The sequence below is a fragment of the Streptomyces pseudovenezuelae genome, assembly GCF_001513955.1.
Lineage (GTDB): Bacteria > Actinomycetota > Actinomycetes > Streptomycetales > Streptomycetaceae > Streptomyces > Streptomyces pseudovenezuelae.
In genome coordinates this window covers 134,409-154,488 of record NZ_KQ948147.1, presented here as the reverse complement: position 1 = coordinate 154,488, position 20,080 = coordinate 134,409, and the positions used below count along the sequence as shown (strand labels likewise).

The window sequence follows — 20,080 nt, the reverse complement described above, 5'->3', positions numbered from 1 at the left end:
CGCCGTCATGAGACCGGACACCCGCCGTCGGCGGTGGGCGGCTGGAGGACCAGCTGGGCCAGCGACCGGACGGTGCCGTCGCTGTCGGCCCGCAGTGCCCGGGCCAGGCTGTCCATGCCGTCCTTGCGCTGGTTGAGGCGGAAGCAGGACTTGAGCCGCAGATCACGCAGCCGGAAGCCGACGATGTTCTTCAGGTATCCCTCGCTGAGGTTGGCGGGGATCTCGTCCAGCGTCCAGGTCGAGCCCTCGACGGCACGCGCTTGGAGCCGGTTGATCAGCAGTTCCACGTCGGCGCGGGTCCGCGCCCCGTCGCTGAGCTCGAACCGGCCGCTGATCTCCACGGCGCAGTACAGCCAGGTGGGAATGCGGCTGCGGGTGCCGAACCACTCGGCGGGGACGTAGGTGTCCGGTCCCAGGACGGTGATGGTGGCGGGCGCGCCGGCCTCGAAGGCCGCGGCCATGTCGTTGGCCCGGGCGACGTGTCCGGCGACGAACAGTTCACCGTCGTCGGTGGCGCGCAGGTCGACGGGCAGCGGGGAGGTGTGCACCTCGCCCGCGTGGTAAGTGGCCAGCACGCCGAAGGACTTGGCCTTGACGAAGTCGCACATGGCCGGCAGCGGAAGGCTGAAATGGTCTCGGGTGTACATTTCAGTCGCGGCCTTTCACATCCGGGGTCAGCAGTTCCAGGCCGATGCCCTCGCGGGCACCGCGTTGCGGCGGGTGGAAGGCGATCGCGTTGAGTGCGCCGGCGAGCATGGTGAAGAAGCAGGTGCGGGCGAACATTCCGCCGCCGGCCGCGCGCAGCAGGAGGTTGCCGAGTCCGGCCAGGTCGTCCTCGATCCGGTCGCGCGCCCGCATCGCGAGGTTGAGCTGCTTGGCCGCCGGGGCGCCCTCGTCGACGGCGCGGGCCGCGTCGAGCAGTTCGGCCTCAAGGCGGCGGATCCCGGCGCCGGCTTCGGTCCAGGCGCGAGAGCCGGCCCGTCGTTCGCCCGGTGTGGCTTCGGCCAGGCAGCCGGCGACGCCCAGGTACGAGGCGCTGATCAGCAGCTGGAACCAGGTGTAGCAGTCGGTGGCGAAACGGCGGCCGACCTCACCGATCAGCGGAAACACCCGCTCCCGCGGCACCCGGACGTCGGTGAGCTGTACGGCGTGGCTCTCTGCCGCCCGGAAGACGGGGCTGTGCCAGAACGGCTCGCGTGCCACTCCCTCGGCGCGGGCGTCGACAAAGGCCTGCGCGTAGCCCTCGGGTGTGCCGTCGGGGGCCCGGAGTTCGACCATCAGCGACATCATGTCCATGCTGGTGGACAGGGAGCACGGCCGCTTCAGACCGGTGACGCGGTATCCGCCGGCGCCTCGCACGGCCTGGCTGCCCAGGCTGCGCAGATCCCGGCCGGGCATCGACTCCGCACCGCCCGAGGCGATGATCTGGGCGTCGCCGGCGAGTTCGGTGAGGATGGCACCGGCCCGCTCGTCCCCGGCGGCGGCCACCTGACCGAGGGCAGCGATCTTGTAGTGGTGCATGGTCGTCGCGATGGCCGCGGAGGGCGCGAGCACACCGAGCGCGGCCTGGAAGCGCACCGCGTCCACGGCCTTCGCGCCCTGTCCCCCGCAGGCCGACGGGATCAGCATCGTGGTGGCGCGGGCCTGCTTGAGCAGTGCGAACACGGGGCTCGCGTCCTGCTCGTACTCCACCGCCGGCTTGGCTGCCAGCGCGGCGTGCAGTCCGTCCGCCATCGCGTCCAGCCGTGCGGGCAGGTCTTCCAGCACCCCGTGCCGCGCACTGTCGGGCGCGGTCATCCGCGTTGCGTCGGCGGTCACTTGGCATCCCTCTCTTCGCTGTCGACGAGCCGCCGTACCGCGGCGTAGTCGGTCTTGCCGAGCGGCGTCCGCGGCAGCGCGGGGGCGCGCAGGTAGCGTTGGGGCAGCTGGTAGGAGCGCAGTCGCTCGCCGAGGCGTCGCCGCACCGCGTCCAGGTCGAAGCGCTCGTCGGTGACCAGCACTGCGGCGATGTGCTCGGTGGTCCGGGCGTCGGGAACGCCGACCACGGCGCTCTCCCGCACGCCGGGGCATTCGCGCAGGGCGGCCTCGACTTCGAGCGGGCCGACCTTGTTCCCGGCCACGTTGATGAAGGCCGAGTGGCGGCCGAGCACGTACCAGCCGTCCGGATCGGCCCGGATCAGGTCGCGGGTGCGCAGCCAGCCCTCGTCGAACATCTCCGCGGTGGCGTCGGCATCGCGGTAGTAGCCCCGGGCGAGGGCGGGACCCCGTACGGAGAGTTCGTACACGGTCTCGGCCGCGTCCTCAGTGGGCACCGGGTCGAGCAAGTACTCCACCCCGGTGACGGGCTTGCCGATGGAGCCGTTGCCCACGTACTGCCGGTCGAAGCAGATGACGGCGATCTCCGACAGGCCGTACACCTGCCGTAGCGGCAGCCCGTACCGCTGCTTGAAGCTCTTCTGGGTGTACGGGGCCAACGGGGCGCTGCCGGAGATGGCGAGCCGCAGCGAGCGCAGCGCCGAGGCCGGTATCCCGCGCGCCTCGGTGAGCATCTGGTACATGACGGGCAGTCCGCTCATCACGGTGACCTCGTGGCTCTCGACGCACCGGCCCAGGCCTCGGCCGGTCAGCCTGCTGCCGTCCGCGAACACGACCGTGGCGCCGGTCAGCAGAGCCGGCAGGGTCAGCACGTCGATGCCGTGGCAGTGCCACAGCGGCAGGGCGCACAACACCCGGTCGGCCGGGGTCAGTTCCATTTCGCCGGCCCACAGCCGGACTCTCGCCTCGATGGCCGCCTGGCTCATCACTATGCCCTTGGGCCGGCCGGTCGAGCCGGAGGTGCAGTGCACCACGAAGTCGTCGTCCGCGTAGTCGCTCTCGGGGCGCACTGCATCCGAACCTGCGGGAGCGAGTGCGAACAGGCCGGGGCCGGTGCCGTCCAGGGCCAGCTTGGTCAGGTCGAACTTGCCGGTGCTGTACGCCAGTTCCTCGGCGGAGAGCTTGCTGTCGAGCAGCACCGTCACCACGTTCAGCTTGGCGGCGGCCAGATAGACGGCGACGAAGGCGAACGGGTCGGCGACCGCGAGACCCAGCACCTCACCGGGGGCGAGTTCCGCGGTGAGCTTCCCGGCCGCGTCCTCGACCGCCTCCAGCAGTTTCGCGTAGGTCGCCGCAGTGCCGTCGGGCCCGATCACCGCCGTCGCGTCGGGCCATTCCCGTGCGACGGCCTGGAATCCGGCGTACATCACACCGTGGACCATGGGTGCGCGCACCTGCTCCGCGGCTGCGTACCGGCCTTCCGCAAGGCTGTCCATGACCATTCCCCCCTCCCTCCGCCGCATCCCCCGATGGACAGCGGTCAGCTCCTGAAGAACCGTTTGGCAATTAGGGCGTGCGACAAGGCACGCAGCGACAGGATTCTGCCGGAGCCGACCGAACCCGCCATCAATTCAGAGACGGTTATTTACCAGATCTGTTTACCGGCGACAATCAAGAGATTGCGCATGCGCCGGCCTTGTGAATTGTCACGCGGCTGAATAGTGGAAGAACTCTGGATAAGTGCCCGCCGTGCGAGTCCCGTTCGCGGTCCGACCAGCGTTGTGACCGAATCACAACACCCATGGTCACGCAAGATTGTTCCACATGTCGAGATACTCGCATGCCTAGGTAGAACTACCGATGCGCAACAGGAAGTCGGCCGGTAGAACGGAGCTGGTCCTCCTTTCCGAACCTGATGAGCGGAGTCCTTCGGTATGCCTTTGCCTGGCCACTCAATTCATCGAGCGCTGGCTTCGAGTCTTGCGCCGCGGCCCGGACAATGCGTTCTGGACCTGGGCTGTGGCACGGGCGGGACTCTGCAGGCCATCGCCGAACGTGAGCCCACTGCCCGGCTGCTGGGCTGCGACGCCGACCCGCAGGCCGTGGCCGCCGCACGAGAACTGCTCGGGCAAACCGCCGACCTGACGGTGCACGACCTGAACAAGCCGACCGGGCACAAGCCCGGCGAGCTGGACGCGGTCGTCTGCCATGACGTCCTGGAGTTCCTGGAGACCCCCGCAGCCCTGATCAGTGAGGCCGCGCGGCTGCTGCGACCGGGCGGCACCGCGGTGTTCTCGCACACCGACTACGACGCGCTGATCATCCATGGCGCGGACCGGGAACTCACCCGCGCCGTCTGCCACGGCTGGGCCGAATTCCCGGAGGAGTGGATGGATTTCAGCGACGCGTGGATGGGCCGGAAGGTGGCATCCCTCGTGCGGCACAGCCCGCTGACGGTGGTCGGCATGGACACCCATGTGACGACGGCGACCGAACTGACCGGGTTCGCCCGGCACCGCATCGATCAGATATCCGGCGCCCTGCGCACACGTGCCGAGAACGGCACCGGGCCCCTCTCCGCCGCGGACATCGACCGCTGGGTCGCCTCCCTCCAGGAGTCCGCCCGGACGGGCGAGTTCCTCTATGCCGAGACCGCCTTCCTGGTGCGGGCGACGGCCGCGGATCAGTGACGGACCGCGTGTCGGGCAGGGCGCCGGTCGGCGGGCCGGACACCTCATCCGTGCTGCCCGCGGCCGCGGCGACGCTCTGCGCGATGATCAGCGTCCAGACCGGCGCCGCCATCGCGGTCCTGCTCTTCGACCAGGTGCCGCCCGCGGGGACGGCGTGGCTGCGGCTGAGCTTCGGCGCACTGCTCCTGCTGCTGTGGACCCGGCCCCGGATCCGCTCCCTGCCCGCGCGGGACCTGGGGGCCGCCGCCGCGCTCGGCGCCACCAGCGCCGCCATGACCCTGTGTTCCTTCCAGGCCATCGACTCACTGCCGCTCGGCACGGTCAGCGCGGTGGAGTTCCTCGGGCCGCTGACCGTCGCCCTGTTCGGCTCCCGGCGTCCCCTCGACCTGCTGTGGCCGGTCGTCGCACTGGCCGGTGTCCTCCTGCTGACACGGCCCTGGGCCGCCGATCCCAACTGGGTCGGCATCGGTTTCGCGCTGGGAGCGGCGATCGGGCTGGGCGGATACATCGTCTTGACGCAGAAGGTCGCCGACCGCTTCACGGGGCAGCAGGGCATCGCCCTGTCCACCACCGGTGCCGCCCTGTTCACCGGCCTGGCCGTCGGCTGGGGTGCCGAGGGCAGCTGGTGGAGCCCCCGGGCCCTGCTGATCTCGGCCGCGGCCGCGGTGCTGCTGCCGATCATTCCGCACATCCTGGAGACCCTGGCCCTGCGCCGGCTCACCACGGCGGCTTTCGGAACCCTGATGAGCCTGGAACCCGCCATCGGAACCGGTGTCGGAGCGGTCGCCCTGGCCCAGATACCCGGTCCCCAGCAGCTGTTCGGGGTGGCCCTGGTCTGCGTGGCGGGAATCGCGGCCTGCCGCCGAGGTGCCCGCCAGGTGCAAGCGCCCGCCCCGGTGCACACAGCGCCGACCGCGCAGGTCTCCCGGGCCGGTTCGGCGCCGTAGCCGCACGGGGCTCACCGCGCGGCCCAGCGCCCGCGGCCTCCGCCGCGGCGCCAGGGGTTCAGGCCGCGGCGGCGTCCGAGTCACTGCCGACCGCTCCGGGCCCGGCCTCTTCGCCGCCCTGCCCGCTTCGCCCCCGCGTCCCCGTCCGCAGCGTCCCCGCCATCAGGCCGGCAACCAGCAGGGCGCAGGCGGCCAGCACCCACCACAGCATCCCGGGGGCGCGGTCCAGGACGGAGGTGACCAGCAAGGGCGTCAGCGCGTTGGCAAGGCCGATGAACATCTGGTTGAACGCCAGATAGGCCCCCCGCTGTCCCTCGGGCGCGAGGGCCGTCAACAGCGTCAGCAAGGCCTGTGACGTCAGAAGTTCACCCAGCGAGTACAGCGCCATCGCCGTGATCAGGACTGCGGTGAGGGCACCGGAGGCCAGCTGGTCCGCGACGGCCAGTGCGGCGAGCAGAGTGATGTGCAGCACGGCGCCCACCGCGACCAGCATCCGCGGCCGTACCCGCTCCGTGCGGTGGGCCACGGGAACCTGGAGGACGGCCAGGAGCACCGTGTTGAGCGTGAACAGCACACTGGCCGTCCACGGCGGGGCGCTCACATCGCGCAGCAGATGCACGGGCAGCGCCGTCTCCACGCTCACCGCGACGACCCACAGCCCGGCGCCGGCCACGACGACCAGGCAGAACGGGTGGCTGCGCCATGGCCGGGCCTTGCCCAGCACCGTCCGGCCCTGCGCAGCGGGCACCCCGGAGCGCGGCAGCCGAAGATAGAGCAGGCAGGCGAACCCGATGCACAGGGCGTTGGCCAGACCTACCCGGTGCAGGATCTCCGGCGATGCCGACGCGCTCAGCCCGGCGACCAGCGCGCCGAGCCCGAACCCCGCGTTGAACAGGGCGCGTGACAGGGCCAACCAGCGTCCCGGGGGTTCATCGCCCGCGAGCAGGGTGGCGAGGACGGGAGTGGCACTCTGCTCGGCCCGCATGCTCAGCGCGACCAGCACGCTCAACACGGAGAACGGCGCGAAGGAGTCCACCCACAGGTAACCCGCGAAGGCGGCCGCTCGGACCGCCGTGCTGACCAACAGCACACGACGCGGCCCGAACCGGTCGATCAGCCGCCCCACGCAGGGCAGCAGCGGCAGGGCGAGCAGCGCGGCCAGGGTGAGGGCGAGGCCGATGCGGGTGAGTGAGGTGCCGAGGACCGACTGGAAGAAGAGCAGCGAGAACGGGTAGTAGATGCCCATGCCCAGGGAGTTGGCGAACGTGGCCCCCGCGAACCAGGCCACCGAACGGCCCTTCGGCAGGGCCGCGCGCAGTGATGTCAGCATGGCGTCGGTTCGACCTGTGCCCGCAGCATGAGGGCGGCGGTGTCGGCCCAGCGGGCCGCCTCGGCCGGGGTGTCGGCGCGCACGACGAGGTGCCCGAGCACCTCGGCGTTGTTCCGCACCCGGCGCACCACGCTGCCTGCGGCGGCGTACAGGTCCACGGCGCACACGCCCGGCAGCCGCTCCAGCAGCTCCCGGCCCGCGAAGCCGCGCAGTACGCCGTCGGCCGGGGCCGTCAGATAGCGGGAGGCCGCGGCGGCGCGGCGGCGCACGGTCAGGTCGGGCCGCCCGCCCGCATGCAGCCGTATCGCCTCCCGCACCACGTCGATTCCGGAGGCCTCGTGGATGATCCGCCCGATCTGCGCGCCACCCAGGCGGGCGTTGATCTCGACCAGCCGCGGCCCGTCGGCAGTCATCTTGATCTCGACGTGTGCGGCGCCGAAGTCGTGGCCGATGGCCTTGAGGGCGTCCAGCGCGGCCTGGGCGGCCTCGTCCCTGACCGTGTCGGGGAGTTGGGTGGGGAAGGTCTCCCCGATCTCCGCGAAGTACGGGTGCGCGTCGAGGGACTTGTCGGTCACGCCGATGAGCTGCGGGCCCTCGGCCGTGACGAGGACCTCGACGCTCACCTCGTAGCCGATGAGGTACTCCTCCACGAGTACGCCGTCCGGCTTGACGCCGCCGCGTGCATCGCGGGGATCCGCGGTGAGAGCGGCGTAGTGCTCCGCCACCTCCTCGGCCGTGCGGCACAGCCGTACGCCGATGCTGGCGGACTCGGTGAGCGGCTTGACGACGCAGGGGAAGCCGATCGGCTCCGCGGCCCGCACTGCCTCGCCGGCCGAACGAGCATGCCTGAACTCCGGTGTGGTCAGGCCGTGTTCGGCGCAGGTCCGGCGGGTGCGCAGCTTGTTGCGGGCGATGTGCGCCGCCGCGGGAGACAGGCCGGGCAGGCCCAGCGCCCGCGCCGTCTCGGCGACGACGGGGACGTGATAGTCGATGATCGCCATCACACCGGCGAGTCCGCCGCGTTCGGCATACGGGCGCAGCGCCTCGGTCACCGAGGTGCTGTCGGCGGTGTCGGCGGGCACCGTCGCGTGCACGGTGCGGTCGATGAGCGTGCGGGCCTCGTCCGAGGTGGTGTAGCGGCCGACGTCGGCGGTGACGAGCAGGGGACGCAGGCCCAGCTCGGCGGCTCGCAGCAGAGGTTGCAGACCCACGGCCCCCCTGCCGGTCTCGACGAAGGCGAATGCGGGAGCGTCTGGCATGGTCATCCTCGAAAGGTCTTGCCCAGCGGGCCGACGGGCAGCAGATAGGAGTGCTGGGGCTCGGCCGTGCAGCCGCGGGACAGCTTGGCGCTCTCGCTGCCCAGCCCGTAGTGGATGGTGGAGACGCCCAGCCGTGCCGCTTCCTCGACCGGGAAGTAGTAGACCGTCTCGAAGTAGAGCGGGAGCTTGCCGAGCTGGTCCTGGTAGGCGTAGTCGAAGCCGCTCTGCCGCGCGTACCAGTGACCGCGGAACTGCAGGATCGTCGCGAAGCCGCGCAGCTCCCCGTCCGCCTCGGCCTGGACCACCCGTATGCCCTCACCGAACTCGACGAGCATCTCACCGAGCACCTCTGCGGTCTGCTCGGGTGACCAGGCAACGCCGTACTTCCGCATGAGCTGGTGCTCCAACTCGCCCAGGCGGGGGAAGAGTTCGGCGCGCAGCGGCTCGATCCGCATGCGGACGCCGGCCTCGCCGATGCGGCGGCGCTCGCTGAGGACGCGATTGCGGCGGTGCGCGGTCATCCGGCGCAGGTAGTCGTCGAAGCCGCCCGGAGGCACGGCCAGGGTGCTGTAGCGCCCCGACTCGTGGGACAGGTAGCCGCGTTCGCTCAGCACCTGCCGCAGCACGGTGTCGCTCTCCTCGACGAAGGGGTACGCCACCGACGCGGCGCCCTGCTCGGCGGCCAGCTCTTCCGCCCAGCCGACCAGGGCTGCCACCTCCGTGTGCGTCACCCCGCCCCGGGCGGCGACCCGGCTGCGCCCCATGTGCCGCCCGCCGCACACCAGCGTGGGCAGCATCGTGTCGGCAGGGCTGCCGGGCAGTTCCCGGAGAATGTCCCCGGCTCCGGGGCGCCCGTCCTGCGCGCTGAACTCCAGCAGGGTGTCGGGGCGGGCCAGCACCCAGGACGCCGTCTTGTCGGCGAGGGCGGTGGCGAGCCCGGCGACCACTGTCCCGCCGCGGTGGAGCAGCGCGTAGCGCATCGGACAGCCGGCGGTCCGTTCGGCGACGCGCAGCCAGCGCTCGTCGAGGTAGAGGTCCTGTGGCCGCAGGAGCCCCGTCCACGCGTCCTCGGGGATGTCCGCCGCATGCGCGTAGGTGTGCAGGGTGGACCGCTCGGTACTCATCGGCCTACTTTCGTGAACGGCCCCGCCTTCGGGCGGGGGGAAAAGGGGGGGTCGGGCCCCCGCGGAGCAGGGCTGGGAAAACGGAGCGGCGCCGGGGGATCCGGTGCGTTCGCTTCCGGCGCGGTGGCTAGCGGCGTGGTGGCTAGCGGCGTGGGGCGAACGCCACCACGTCTCCGGCCCGTTCGCCGCCGGCCAGTTGTCCGTACCGTTCGGTGCGGACGTAGTTCCGGTGCAGCCAGCGATCCCTGCCGTCCCAGCGCGGGGTGAAGGGCGTCCGTGCGTGCGTGGCGCGGAAGTTGTCCACGACCAGCAGGTCGCCCGGCTCCAGATACACGGCCTCGGTCACCTCGTCCAGTGCCTTGGACAGGGCGGCGAGGGCCTCGTGATGCGCGGGCTCGACCGGCGCGAGCAGCTCACGGTCGTAACCGAGCAACGGATCGCCCTCGTCGCCGTACAGCGGGGTGACGTGCGCGATGGCTCCGGGGTCCTCGGCGCCGCCCCGAAACGCCAGGTCGACGCGGCACGGCATCTTGACGTCGTACAACCCGGCCTTCACCTCGTCGCTGAGCAGCGGCAGCGCGTTGCGCACGGAGGCCACCAGCGTGGCGGCCCGGCGCTCGTGGTCGGCGCGGGAGCAGGCGAGCAGCACATAGTGGGGCTGCAGGGCGTGGTACGCCATCTCCGTGTGGAAGTCCAGCAGGGTCTCGGAGGACTCCGAGGACAGGTCGTGGGCGCCGGGCGCCGGGTACACGTCGTGGTAGACGGTGCCGGCGCGCAGCTCCGCATAGCCGGTGTGCAGTCCAAGGGCGCGGCCGACCAGCGCGAGCATCGCTTCCATGGCGAGCAGCGGACGGTCCTCGGGCGCAGGCGAGGAGGTCGGCGTGGCGGGCAGGTCGGCGTCGTCCTCGACCGGCAGGCCGCGCAGCAGCAGGTAGCCGCGCCGGTGACCCCGTTCACCGAACTCGCCTACTGCGGCGGCGAGTTCAGCGGGTAGTCGGTCGGTGAGCCGTTCGGCCGCGGTGAAGAAGGCGTGCAGGTCCGCGCGGGGTGTCCGCGGGAGTTCCGCGGCGAGTTCCCGCAGCGCGTCCTGGTGGGCGCCGCAGTCGAGCACAGGCGCGTTCGGTTCGTTCATCAGGGTGTCTCCCGGGCGTTCTCGTTCGTCGTGGGAGCGGGGGCATGGGCTCGCGCGTACTGGTGGAGGAGTTCCGCGCCGATCTCCGTGGCGACCACGGCCGTGATGCCCGCGTGGTCGTAGGCCGGCGCGACCTCCATCACGTCGAAGCCGACCGGGTTGAGGTCTCCGACGCAGCGCAGGAGCCCGAGCAGTTCCCGCGAGGTCAGGCCGCCGGGCGCGGGCGTTCCGGTGCCCGGGGCGAAGGCGGGGTCGAGGACGTCGACGTCCACCGAGACGTACACGGGGCGCCGTCCCACGTGCTCGCGCACGAGCTCGGCGACACCGCGAACGCCGGTGTCGGCGAACTCGTCGACGGTCACCACGCGGACGCCGTGGCCGCGTGCGTAGTCGAGCGAGTCGGGCCGCGGGTTGTGGCCGCGGATGCCGATCTGCACCATCGCCCCGGCGTCGATGAGTTTCTCCTCGATGCCGTGCCGGAAGGGGGTGCCGTGGTGGTATTCGCCGCCGTAGAAGGCCGGGTTGGTGTCGGAGTGTGCATCCAGGTGCAGCACCGCCACCGGTCCCTGCTTGCCGGCGACGGCACGCAGGGCCGCCAGGGTGAGCGAGTGGTCGCCGCCGAGCATGAGGAATGCGCCGTTGTGCTCGAGCAGCCGCGTGAGGTGCAGGGCCGCGGTCTCCATGGCGATGTGCATGTTGAACGGCGTGAGGTCGATGTCGCCCGCGTCGACGCAGTCGATGAGGTCGAAGGTACCCGGCCCCCGGTCGATGCCGATTCCGTGGATGAGACCCGATTCGGCTCTGATCGCGCGGGGCCCGAAGCGGGCTCCCGGCCGGTAGCTGGTGCCCCCGTCGTACGGCGCTCCGATGACGGCGACGTCCTTGCCGCGCGGCTCCGGGTCGAGCGGCAGCCGCATGAACGTGGGGATCTGCGCGTAGCGCGGGGAGAGGTGCGAATCGATGCGCTGGGCGACGTGCGGGTCGATGCGCGGGGTGGGCTCGGTCATGCCGCTCCTTGGCGCAGCCGGCGCAGCGCGGCGTGGATCGCGCTCTCACCGCTCACCTGGTCGGGGTGGCCGCCCTCGGCCACGGTCCGGTCGAAGAGTTCGCGGACCACGAGGGTCTTCGCCGTGGCGATGTCCCGGTCGGGCACGCCGTTGTCGGACAGCAGCCGGGTGAAGGCGACCGAGACCCCGGAGCCCTCGTGCACACCTAGCTTGGGGCGGGTGACGGTCTCCTCTGGAAGCAGGTCCGTCATGGCGGCTCTGAGCACCCACTTGTCGCGTCCGTGGCGGCGTTTCAGCCCGGCCTCCAGGCCGACCAGCAGATCCAGGACGTCGCGGTCCCAGTAGGGGTGGCTGGTCCAGTGACCGTGCACGGCGGCGAGCACCGGCGACATCTCGTTGAGTCCGTCGAAGGTGGCCATGTCGTGGGCGACGGCGGTGTCCAGCTGCGGCAACCGGTCCTCGCGGTGCATGCCGGCGAGGGGGATGTCGGCCCCGTAGCCGGTGAGGACGCGCCGTGGCGTGTCCGGGAGTCCGCGGTACAGGCCGACCAGCGGCAGCAGGTACTCGACGATGTCGGCGTCCAGGGTCTCCGCCGCCCACACCGTGTACGGCAGCCGGCGCAGCAACGCGTCCATGGGGATGACGAGTTCGCTGTGGTCCGTGGCCAGGTGCCGGGCCACCACCTCGGCCTGCGGGAACTCGTCCGAGAGGTCGGTCCCCATGGACAGGGTGTCGAGCGGGCCGTGGGCGGCGGCGAGGGCGGCGACCGCGGAGGAGTCGATGCCCCCGGACAGCACCACCAACGGTTTGGTCCCGACGGCCAGCCGGCGCTCGACGGCACGTTCCAGAGCGCCGCGGACCGCCCGGCATGCCGCGTCCTCGGAAAGGATCCGGCGCGCGCTGGGAGGTTCCCAGGTGCGATGGAGGCTGCCGTCGGCGGAGTCCACCGCCAGTTCCAGGACCGTCCCGGCCGGCACCTGGTGCACGCCGGGCAGTCCTGGAACCCGGCGCGTCCCGGGCAGTGCGGGGCCCCGGGGCGAGCCCTGTGCCGCCAGCGCCTTGGCCTCCGTCGCGATGCGGATGTCCCCGGGAGCGGGCCGCAGATACAGCGGGACGGAGCCCGCGTGATCGGTGGCCGCGCACAGCCGGGCACCGCTCGCCACCACGGCCGCGAATCGTCCGTTGACCAGCCGGAAGGCATGCAGGTCGTAGCGGTCGAAGAGCGCCGCGAGTAGTTCGGCGTCGCTGTCGCACGCCGGGCTGCCGGGCAGGACGGAGCGCAGCTCGTCCTGGTTGTAGAACTCCCCCGCGACCACGACGACGGTATCGCCGGCCCGGGTCCAGGCGCGTCCCGGGTCGGTGCCGGGACCGTGCAGCACGGTGGCCGAGAGGATCTGGGCGGACAGCGCCCCGCCGGCCTCGGCGTGCAGCGCCCGGGTGGCGACAGGGCCCGGGGGTGCCGCGCCGGCGCCCGTGTGCGCGCAGGCCAGGAACCCGAGGGCGGGCGGGAGGGTGCCGAGGGGGGCCATCAGATCTTCAGGGCGCCGAAACCGCCCGTGGTGAAGTCGTAGTTGATGGACACCTCGATCAGGTAGGGGCGTCCCAGTTCGGCGCCCTTGCGCAGCGCGCCGAGCAGTTCCGCGCGGTTGGTGGCCTTGGTGGCCTCCACGCCGTTGGCCTCGGCCAGGGCGACGAAGTCGACTCCGGTGAACTTGATGGCCGGGTCGTGGCTGCGCTGGTGTCCCATGTTCTGGTAGAGCTCGATCAGACCGTTGGTGTCGTTGTTGACGACCACCGTGACGATCGGCAGGCCCAGGCGCGCGATGGTCTCCAGGTCCGCGCTGTTGGAGTGGAAGCCACCGTCGCCCGCGATGAGGAAGGTCGGCTCGCCGGGGCGGGCCAGCTGGGCACCGATGGCGGCCGGGATGCCGTAGCCGAAGCTGGAGCACCCGGCCGAGGTCAGGAAGCCGTAGGGCTGGTCGGCGCGGGCGAACAGGACTCCGTAGTGCCGGAAGAAGCCGATGTCGGAGACGATGGTGCCGGCGCCGGGCCCGGCGGTCTCGGCCATCACCGCGTTCATGGAGTCCATGACCTGGTGTACGCGCATGCCGTCCGCGTACTCCTCGGGGTCGGCGAGGAACTCGGCGATGCGCTCGCGCAGCGGCGTGATGTCGTGGCGGACCTTGGCCGGCAGGTCGGTGGTGGCGGCGTCGAGATGCTCGACGAAGGCCAGCACGTCGGTCACCACGTCGACCGTGGGCCGGTAGACGCGCGGTACGGGGTTGGCCGTCGGGGAGACGCGCACGGTCTGCTTGTCCTGGCCGCGCTCCCACATCGAGGGGCGCAGGTCCTCGGCATAGTCGTAGCCCAGGGTCAGGATGACGTCGGCGGGGCCGAACAGGGTCTCCAGGGCGGGGAAGCCGAGGATGCCGTCCATGTAGCCGGTGACCGCACCGTAGTTGAGGGCGTGGTCGTGCGGCAGGACGCCCTTGGCGATGTATGTCGTGATGACCGGGATGCCAAGTCGCTCCGCCAGCACGCGGATCGCGTCGACCGCACCGGAGCGGATCGCGGCCGCGCCGACCACGAACACCGGGTGCTCGGCGCCGGCCAGCAGCTCGGCGGCACGGTCGGCGTCCTGCTCCCAGCCCGGCTGGACCGCGCCGATGGGCTTGTGCGGGGTGCGGGCGGGCCCGTGGTCCTGGGCCAGGTCGACACCGTCGGAGGAACCGAGCAGGTCGACGGGGAGCGAGATGAACGACGGCCCGACGGGTTCGGTCATCGAGGCGGCCACGGCGGAGTCGACCAAGTCGGTGATCTCCGCGGGGCGCTCCAGCTCGGCCGCGTACTTCGACATCGGCTTGGCGATCGCCACCAGGTCGAGGCACTGGTGGGTGTCGTTGGGGAAGATGTCGTGCGACTCGGACTGCGCGGCCAGCGCGATGACCGGGGACCGGTCCAGCATCGAGGTGGCCATGCCGGTGGACAGGTTGGTCATGCCCGGGCCCAGGGTGGCCCAGCAGGCCTGCGGGCGGCCTGTGATGCGGGCCAGTACGTCGGCCGCGACACCCGCTGTGAACTCGTGCCGGGTCAGCACGAACTCCACCCCGTCCTGCTCGTCGAACAGGATCGACGCGGCCTCACGGCCGACGACCCCGAACACCTTCTCCACCCCGTGCTCACTCAGCCTCTTCAGCAGGGCGTGCGCGGCGGTCGGCTGGTCACCGGGGGCGGTGGAAATGCGGGACATGACACTCCAGGTTCTTATTCAGGAAATCCGTGGCAACGCTGGTTCGGGCACACTGAATCGCCCTCTCGGCGCATGCCTGCAGCACAGGTGACGCCAGGAGAATCAGTGAGAAATGTGCCGCCCTCGCGCCATATCGGGCGAACATGATCGCCCCCGGAGTGCCCGTGAGACCCCGGGCGCGATAGCCATTCGTGTGGCGTGGATTTCACCATTCGCACCGATTCCACGAAAAGCGGCGTGTTGCACGTCGTCGACGGCAACACACCAAGTTCTATCCGGCCGACGGTCATAAGCACATCGGTAGTTCTACCTATCCCCATCCCACGTATCGGAATGCGGCAAGGTGCTACTGTCTCGGCGAGGGGTGTAACATCATCGGCCACTGACCAGCGGGGGCGAGCTACGAATAGCGCGCCCCCTGCGGCCCCTTCTCAATTCCCGCGCGCAGCACGCCGATTTCCGGCGCCCGGCGTCATCCGTGCCGGACTCCGTGAAGAAACGCTCACCGTCAGGCCGCCTTCCGGCGCGATCGGTTGCGCGGCGGTCAGGCTTGCCGCGTCGGGCCGGACCGGTAGTACCAGGCCGCGGTCTCGGCTCGGTTGCGGACGCCGAGCCGCGTGAGGATCTGCACGACATGTGCGTTCACCGTGCGCACGCTGAGCCCGAGCCTCACGGCGATCTCCCGGTCGGTCTGGCCGTCCGCCAGCAGCGCCACCACTTCGAGCTGTCGCCCCGTCAGCACCGCTGCTGAGGGCTCGGACCGCTCCGCCGTGCCCCGCAGTTGGGCGATCCGTTCGAGATACGGCCCGGCCTGCATCCACTCGGCGATGCGCTCTGCCTCCACCAGCAGCATCTCGGCGTGCGGATCACCGGGCTCGCACAGCGCGGCCCGCCCCAGCAGGGCCGGGACGAGGCGCGCGCACGCATGGGTGCGCCTGAAGACGAGGATCGCGTGGTCCCAGTGCGGCGCCGCCTCCTCGGGCGCGGCCACCAGAGCGCGCGCCTGGGACACCACCCCGTCGGTGAGCTCGTAGCGGGCGGAAACATGACGACGGGTCTCCTCGTAGACGCGCTCCACCACGTCGAGCAGCCGCCGCGGAGCGCACTCGGGATGCATGACGGTGTGGCGTCGGCCGCTCTGCGCCTCGATCGCCGAGGCCAGCGCGTCGATGATGTAGAGACCGCTGCTGGGTGGGGCGAGGAAGCCCTCGGCGTGACCCAGCGCCCGTCCGGTCAGCTCCTCCACGCTCCGGTAGTCCTTCAGCCGGGCCGCCCCAGCTAAGGCGAGGCTCAGCAGATAGGCCTGGTGCAGCGGACTGCTGGACTCGACGAGTTCGGTGAACGGCGGCACCTTCACGGGTCGTTGGCCCCGCCACGTCGAGAACCAGCAGCGTACGAGCGTCTCCTCGACCTCGTTGAGCGAGCCGTGACCGCTGTTCATCTCCGGCCCGAGCAGTTCGGCGGCCTCGGGCCAGTTGGCCGCCTCGATGAGGTCCTCGATCAGTGCCAGGCGAAGGGTGTTGCCTTCCTCGGTGTCCAACTGCCCGAGCCCAGCGGCACACTTGAGACCGGCTCTGCGGATGCGCATCGCGTCACTGACGCTACCGGTACGCAGGTACGTGGCCCGCGCCTCGTTGAAGTAGGAGCGGATCACCAGGGGGTGATGCCCGGAATCCATGCCCGCACGGCGGGCCCGACGGGTGCAGTCGAGCGACTCGCCCAAACTGCCGAGCGCCATCAGGGTCTCGGCCGCGATCGTGTAGACGGTGGTTTCCAGCTCCACGTCGCCGGCACCCTGGGTCAGGGTGATCGCTTCGTTGAGCAGACGCATTCCGTCATCCGGGCGCCCCCGCTGCACATAGGCGAAGCCCGCCGAGCACAACACCTTGATCCTGCTGTGGAACGGCTCGTCCTCGTGCAGTTCGGCCAGCGCCTGCTCGAAGTAGTCGTGGGTCCAACTGGTGCTGGCGGCATCGAGATAGCGTCCCATGCGCTCCAGGAGTGCCGCCCTGGAAGTTCCGGCTTCTTTGTCAGCCTCGGCGAGAGCCCTGATCAACAGCACCTGCGCCTCGTCCGCACGGCCTGCCCTGAAGAGGTCCTCGGCTCGCAGCCGCAGGCTTTCCGCCGAGTCCGCCACTCCCTCCTCGTCCCCGCTGATCGTCATGCCCGAACTGCCGTCCGGCCGGCATCGCGGGCCGGTGCGGCCGCACAGCCCCTGTCCCCCGCCCGGGAGACTGGAGCAGCAGTCCGACCCGTGCGAGGGAGCACTATGCTGTCGCGCTTCGCATACCGTGCGATGGCAGCCCTGCCCCACGGCAGGCGACAACACCCTTGCTCTTGACCTTGGTTCTTCATAAAGCTTCCCCCTGAACTCGTACCGGTTGCCGCTGCCGCCGGGATCCACCCGCGGACGACCAGCGGTCCGGCCATCAGATGCGTCAACCCGCAACCGCGGGCCACACCGCCTCCGTTCGGAGGTCGGTAGTTCTCACGGCCTGTGCGCCGCGCTCAGCTCGTGTACTCGGAATTGATCTTCACGTAGCCCTCGGTGAGGTCACAGCCGTAGACGGTGAACGCCCCGTCGGCGATGCCGAGATCACACCGGATGACCACCTCGGCCGCGCTCAGATAGCGGGCGGCTTCCGCCAGGAGGCCGCTACTCGGCTCCTCCGGGTACATGGCCAGATCACCGAACTGGATGCGCACCCGTGCCGGCTCGATGTCGGACTCGTCATCGAGCTTGCCGATCGCCATCGCGACCCGGCCCCAGTTCGGGTCCGCGCCGTGCACAGCCGCCTTGACCAAGGGCGAGTTGACCACGCTCTTGGCGACGCGCTTGGCCTGGGCGTCATCGCGAGCTCCGGTGACCTGGACCTCGATGAGCTTGGACGCACCTTCACCGTCCGAGGCGATGTCGCGGACGAGGTGGAGGGCGCACTCGTGCAACGCCTGCTCGAACTCGGCCAGATCCACCGGGCCGGCCAGACCATTGGCGAAGATGGCCGCGGTGTCGCTGGTCGAGGTGTCCGTGTCGATGCTCAGGGCGTTGAACGTCTTGTCCATCACCCGCCGGAACAGGGCGTCGAGTTCGCCGGCCGGAATGTCCGCATCGGTGAAGAAGAACGTGAGCAGGGTGGCCATGTTGGGCTCGATCATGCCGACGCCCTTGGCGATCCCGGTGAGTACCGCATCGCCGCAGGAGACCGTCTTGCACTTCGGTCGGGTGTCGGTCGTCATGATCGCCTTGGCGGCGGCGGCGTAGTCCGCATCGGGGAACGGCCACGTCAGGGTGGACAGTCCCGCGCGGATGCTCTCCATGGGATAGGGCTGACCGATCACGCCGGTGGAGCCGATGACCAGCTCTTCGGGAGCGATCCCCACGGCCGCGGCAACCCTGGTGCGCACCTCGTCGGCGTGCGCGGCTCCGGCACTGCCCGTCGCCACATTGGCGTTCCGGGAGAGCACGACCATGCCCCGGCTGCGCTGCAGGGGTGCGTCCTTGCGACTGAGAACCACGCTCGGGCCCGCGAAACGCGATCGCGTGAAAACGGCAGCCGACCGTGCGGGCACCTCGGAGACGACAACGGCGAAGTCGTCGTCCACGTCCTTGAGCCCCATGTTCATGGCCAGACTACGAAAGCCCTGCGGTGCCTCAGGCCCCATATCGGCATCCCTCCCGAGTGACGAGAGCCCCAGTCACCAACGACCCGGGGCGCGCTGCATGAAGATTCCAACCACCGTACACATCATGCAGTCAGAGCGACAGTAATCATGGTCGGAGTGTACATATATGCCCGATTTCAAGAGGGGATTCTTACAATCTTTCCGTAGAGGACATTGATCAACAACGCCCGCGAACGCATAGACTTGCAGCTGCCCGACCCCCCTTCACCTCCCCATCCCCCAGCCCGCTCACTCTTCCGGCCTTCCAAAAAGCCCTACGACGTGCGCAAGCCCGGCGATGGCGAGCCGCTTGAACCCGCACCCCCGAGGGCACGCCCATCGCGGACACCTCAGCCCCAGCGCGCCCGCAGCCCCTGACGCAGGGACGCCCGCGACTTCGCACCGCGAGCCTGTCGCCTCCCCACAGACAACAAGGGGAACGATGCACGGCTTGGCCATGGCCGACGAGCGTGAAGTCACCCCCGCCGCAAAGGTGAGGCCCACCGAAAGCGACGGGACCTCCTTCTGCCGTCCCTACGAGCGGCACCATCCCGCCGGAGGACACCGTTGGCGCATTCGGCTGTGGTCGCCAAGTGACCTTGCGGCGGCGGGATGATGGCCGCAACGGCGTGGCGGCACGAGTGTGAGGTGATCGAGGTGTCGCTGCGTCCAGGACTTCATGGATCTGTTTCCGCAGCGTTGCCAACCTGCCCGGCCGCCCCACCAGTTGGCGCTCGCGTCGGTGCTGCAGTTCGTGGAGGGCCGCCTGTCGGACCGCCAGGCGACCACTGCCCTGCGCGGGCGCATCGACTGGAAGTTCTCCTGGGGCTGGAGTTGACCGGTCCCGGGTTCGACTGTTCCGTGCTGAGCGACTTCCGGGACCGCCTGGTGGCGACCGGGCGCTGCGGCGCGTGCTGGACCTGATCCTGGACCGGCCGCGGGAGGCGGGCCTGTTGATGGAAGGACTCGGCAAGCGCGTTGTCAGCGCTGGAGCCGATCATGCTCACGGACCGGCGGACGCCGGCCTGGCGGCAAGTGTCGGTGAAGACGGTCATGAAGCGGACACAAGCCGCCGCACGCCTCCCGCACCCATTGACGGACGCTCATACCGCGGCGAGCCGCGACAATCTCGCAGATCAGGGCCGGCCGGCGACATCGAGGAACCCCCTGCCCCAACGTCACGTACATCCTGTACATTTCTTACAGACGTCAAAGGAGGGGCACCCATGGCCCGACCGACCGCCCGTTACGTCCTGCCCGAGTTCCATGAGCGCACGAGCTTCGGGCAGAAGTCGATGGATCCGTACTCGAAGCTGCTGGAGGAGCGGATCGTCTTCCTCGGGACGCAGATCGACGACATCTCGGCGAACGATCTGATGGCGCAGTTCATGTACCTCGAGTACCAGGACCCGGACCGGGACATCGCGCTGTACATCAACTCCCCCGGCGGCTCGTTCAGCGCGATGTCGGCGATCTACGACACGATGCGGTACGTCAGCTGCGACGTGGAGACGACCTGCCTCGGCCAGGCCGGCTCCTCCGCGGCGGTGCTGCTGGCGGCGGGCACCCCGGGCAAGCGGTCCGTACTGCCGGGCGCACGGGTGGTGATCCACCAGCCCGCGCTGAGCGAGCCGGTGCAGGGGCAGGCCAGTGACCTGGCCATCCAGGCCGACGAGCTGCTCCGGGTGCGGGCCCGCCTGGAGGAGTTGCTCGTCCGGCACACCGGGCGCAGCACCGAGCAGGTGAGCGCGGACATCGAGCGGGACAAGATCCTGGACGCCCAGGGCGCCCTGGACTACGGCCTCGCGGACGCGATCGTCCCGAGCCGCAAGTCCTCCCGCACCGCACCGGACGCGAGGTGAG

General features: G+C 70.4%; 15 protein-coding genes and 1 pseudogene. 4 read left to right on the top strand and 12 right to left on the bottom strand.

Annotation, left to right across the window (positions count from 1 at the left end; translation table 11 throughout):
* Nucleotides 1-5: 5 nt before the first annotated feature.
* The 3 genes from AQI94_RS17130 to AQI94_RS17120 are packed head-to-tail and all read right to left on the bottom strand — an operon-like array spanning nucleotide 6 to nucleotide 3,311.
* Complete coding sequence (locus tag AQI94_RS17130) at nucleotides 6-647, bottom strand: FMN-binding negative transcriptional regulator (protein ID WP_031039835.1); 642 nt, start codon at nucleotides 645-647, stop codon at nucleotides 6-8.
* Between the two features lies 1 nt (nucleotide 648).
* Nucleotides 649-1,818 carry an acyl-CoA dehydrogenase family protein gene (locus AQI94_RS17125; RefSeq protein WP_051831951.1) on the bottom strand — a complete coding sequence of 390 codons (1,170 nt, stop codon included), beginning with the start codon at nucleotides 1,816-1,818 and terminating at the stop codon, nucleotides 649-651.
* A complete protein-coding gene (locus tag AQI94_RS17120) occupies nucleotides 1,815-3,311 on the bottom strand; it encodes a class I adenylate-forming enzyme family protein (RefSeq protein WP_158806181.1) in 1,497 nt (498 codons plus the stop codon). Before AQI94_RS17120 ends, AQI94_RS17125 begins: the two co-directional genes overlap by 4 nt.
* A gap of 438 nt (nucleotides 3,312-3,749) precedes the next feature.
* Between AQI94_RS17120 and AQI94_RS17115 the strand changes: the two genes are divergently transcribed.
* Nucleotides 3,750-4,505 carry a methyltransferase gene (locus AQI94_RS17115; protein ID WP_078902639.1) on the top strand — a complete coding sequence of 252 codons (756 nt, stop codon included), beginning with the start codon at nucleotides 3,750-3,752 and terminating at the stop codon, nucleotides 4,503-4,505.
* Complete coding sequence (locus AQI94_RS17110) at nucleotides 4,502-5,452, top strand: EamA family transporter (RefSeq protein WP_051831949.1); 951 nt, start codon at nucleotides 4,502-4,504, stop codon at nucleotides 5,450-5,452. Before AQI94_RS17115 ends, AQI94_RS17110 begins: the two co-directional genes overlap by 4 nt.
* Nucleotides 5,453-5,510: 58 nt before the next feature.
* Here AQI94_RS17110 and AQI94_RS17105 read toward each other — a convergent pair whose 3' ends face one another.
* The 9 genes from AQI94_RS17105 to argJ form a co-directional block, all read right to left on the bottom strand.
* Nucleotides 5,511-6,782 (bottom strand): MFS transporter, encoded by a 1,272-nt coding sequence (locus AQI94_RS17105; RefSeq protein WP_051831948.1) that lies wholly within the window; start codon nucleotides 6,780-6,782, stop codon nucleotides 5,511-5,513.
* A complete protein-coding gene (locus AQI94_RS17100) occupies nucleotides 6,776-8,047 on the bottom strand; it encodes an ATP-grasp domain-containing protein (RefSeq protein WP_078902638.1) in 1,272 nt (423 codons plus the stop codon). Before AQI94_RS17100 ends, AQI94_RS17105 begins: the two co-directional genes overlap by 7 nt.
* The gene (locus AQI94_RS17095) at nucleotides 8,044-9,165 is read right to left on the bottom strand and encodes a GNAT family N-acetyltransferase (protein WP_051831946.1); all 1,122 of its coding nucleotides are present in this window, start codon (nucleotides 9,163-9,165) and stop codon (nucleotides 8,044-8,046) included. Before AQI94_RS17095 ends, AQI94_RS17100 begins: the two co-directional genes overlap by 4 nt.
* 142 nt (nucleotides 9,166-9,307) lie before the next feature.
* On the bottom strand, nucleotides 9,308-10,297 hold the full coding sequence (gene cs1, locus AQI94_RS17090; RefSeq protein ID WP_031039815.1) for a clavaminate synthase Cs1: 990 nt from the start codon (nucleotides 10,295-10,297) through the stop codon (nucleotides 9,308-9,310).
* Complete coding sequence (speB, locus tag AQI94_RS17085; RefSeq protein ID WP_199814298.1) at nucleotides 10,297-11,304, bottom strand: agmatinase; 1,008 nt, start codon at nucleotides 11,302-11,304, stop codon at nucleotides 10,297-10,299. Before speB ends, cs1 begins: the two co-directional genes overlap by 1 nt.
* Nucleotides 11,301-12,836, bottom strand: a complete 1,536-nt coding sequence (locus AQI94_RS17080; protein WP_031039811.1) for an asparagine synthase-related protein — start codon at nucleotides 12,834-12,836, stop codon at nucleotides 11,301-11,303. Before AQI94_RS17080 ends, speB begins: the two co-directional genes overlap by 4 nt.
* Nucleotides 12,833-14,554 (bottom strand): thiamine pyrophosphate-binding protein, encoded by a 1,722-nt coding sequence (locus AQI94_RS17075; RefSeq protein WP_031039809.1) that lies wholly within the window; start codon nucleotides 14,552-14,554, stop codon nucleotides 12,833-12,835. The genes AQI94_RS17080 and AQI94_RS17075 overlap by 4 nt, the downstream gene beginning before the upstream one ends.
* A 544-nt stretch (nucleotides 14,555-15,098) precedes the next feature.
* Nucleotides 15,099-16,718, bottom strand: coding sequence for a helix-turn-helix transcriptional regulator (locus AQI94_RS17070; RefSeq protein ID WP_031039807.1), 1,620 nt, complete (start codon nucleotides 16,716-16,718; stop codon nucleotides 15,099-15,101).
* A gap of 344 nt (nucleotides 16,719-17,062) precedes the next feature.
* Nucleotides 17,063-18,217 carry a bifunctional glutamate N-acetyltransferase/amino-acid acetyltransferase ArgJ gene (gene argJ / locus AQI94_RS17065; protein ID WP_031039805.1) on the bottom strand — a complete coding sequence of 385 codons (1,155 nt, stop codon included), beginning with the start codon at nucleotides 18,215-18,217 and terminating at the stop codon, nucleotides 17,063-17,065.
* 670 nt (nucleotides 18,218-18,887) lie between these two features.
* Here argJ and AQI94_RS42820 point away from each other — a divergent pair.
* Nucleotides 18,888-19,173 (top strand): annotated as a pseudogene (locus AQI94_RS42820) (transposase); the annotation flags it as partial.
* 270 nt (nucleotides 19,174-19,443) lie between these two features.
* Entirely contained in the window at nucleotides 19,444-20,079 is a 636-nt protein-coding gene (locus AQI94_RS17060) for an ATP-dependent Clp protease proteolytic subunit (protein ID WP_031039803.1), read from the top strand.
* The last annotated feature ends 1 nt before the right edge of the window (nucleotide 20,080 follow it).

What these genes read in the sequence shown, in the direction of transcription:
- AQI94_RS17130 (WP_031039835.1), bottom strand. Translation starts at nt 647, where the DNA reads ATGTACACCCGAGACCATTTCAGCCTTCCGCTGCCGGCCATGTGCGAC.
- argJ (WP_031039805.1), bottom strand. Translation starts at nt 18,217, where the DNA reads ATGGGGCCTGAGGCACCGCAGGGCTTTCGTAGTCTGGCCATGAACATG.
- AQI94_RS17115 (WP_078902639.1), top strand. Translation starts at nt 3,750, where the DNA reads ATGCCTTTGCCTGGCCACTCAATTCATCGAGCGCTGGCTTCGAGTCTT.
- AQI94_RS17095 (WP_051831946.1), bottom strand. Translation starts at nt 9,165, where the DNA reads ATGAGTACCGAGCGGTCCACCCTGCACACCTACGCGCATGCGGCGGAC.
- AQI94_RS17060 (WP_031039803.1), top strand. Translation starts at nt 19,444, where the DNA reads ATGGCCCGACCGACCGCCCGTTACGTCCTGCCCGAGTTCCATGAGCGC.
- AQI94_RS17105 (WP_051831948.1), bottom strand. Translation starts at nt 6,782, where the DNA reads ATGCTGACATCACTGCGCGCGGCCCTGCCGAAGGGCCGTTCGGTGGCC.
- cs1 (WP_031039815.1), bottom strand. Translation starts at nt 10,297, where the DNA reads ATGAACGAACCGAACGCGCCTGTGCTCGACTGCGGCGCCCACCAGGAC.
- AQI94_RS17070 (WP_031039807.1), bottom strand. Translation starts at nt 16,718, where the DNA reads ATGACGATCAGCGGGGACGAGGAGGGAGTGGCGGACTCGGCGGAAAGC.
- AQI94_RS17120 (WP_158806181.1), bottom strand. Translation starts at nt 3,311, where the DNA reads ATGGACAGCCTTGCGGAAGGCCGGTACGCAGCCGCGGAGCAGGTGCGC.
- speB (WP_199814298.1), bottom strand. Translation starts at nt 11,304, where the DNA reads ATGACCGAGCCCACCCCGCGCATCGACCCGCACGTCGCCCAGCGCATC.
- AQI94_RS17100 (WP_078902638.1), bottom strand. Translation starts at nt 8,047, where the DNA reads ATGACCATGCCAGACGCTCCCGCATTCGCCTTCGTCGAGACCGGCAGG.
- AQI94_RS17075 (WP_031039809.1), bottom strand. Translation starts at nt 14,554, where the DNA reads ATGTCCCGCATTTCCACCGCCCCCGGTGACCAGCCGACCGCCGCGCAC.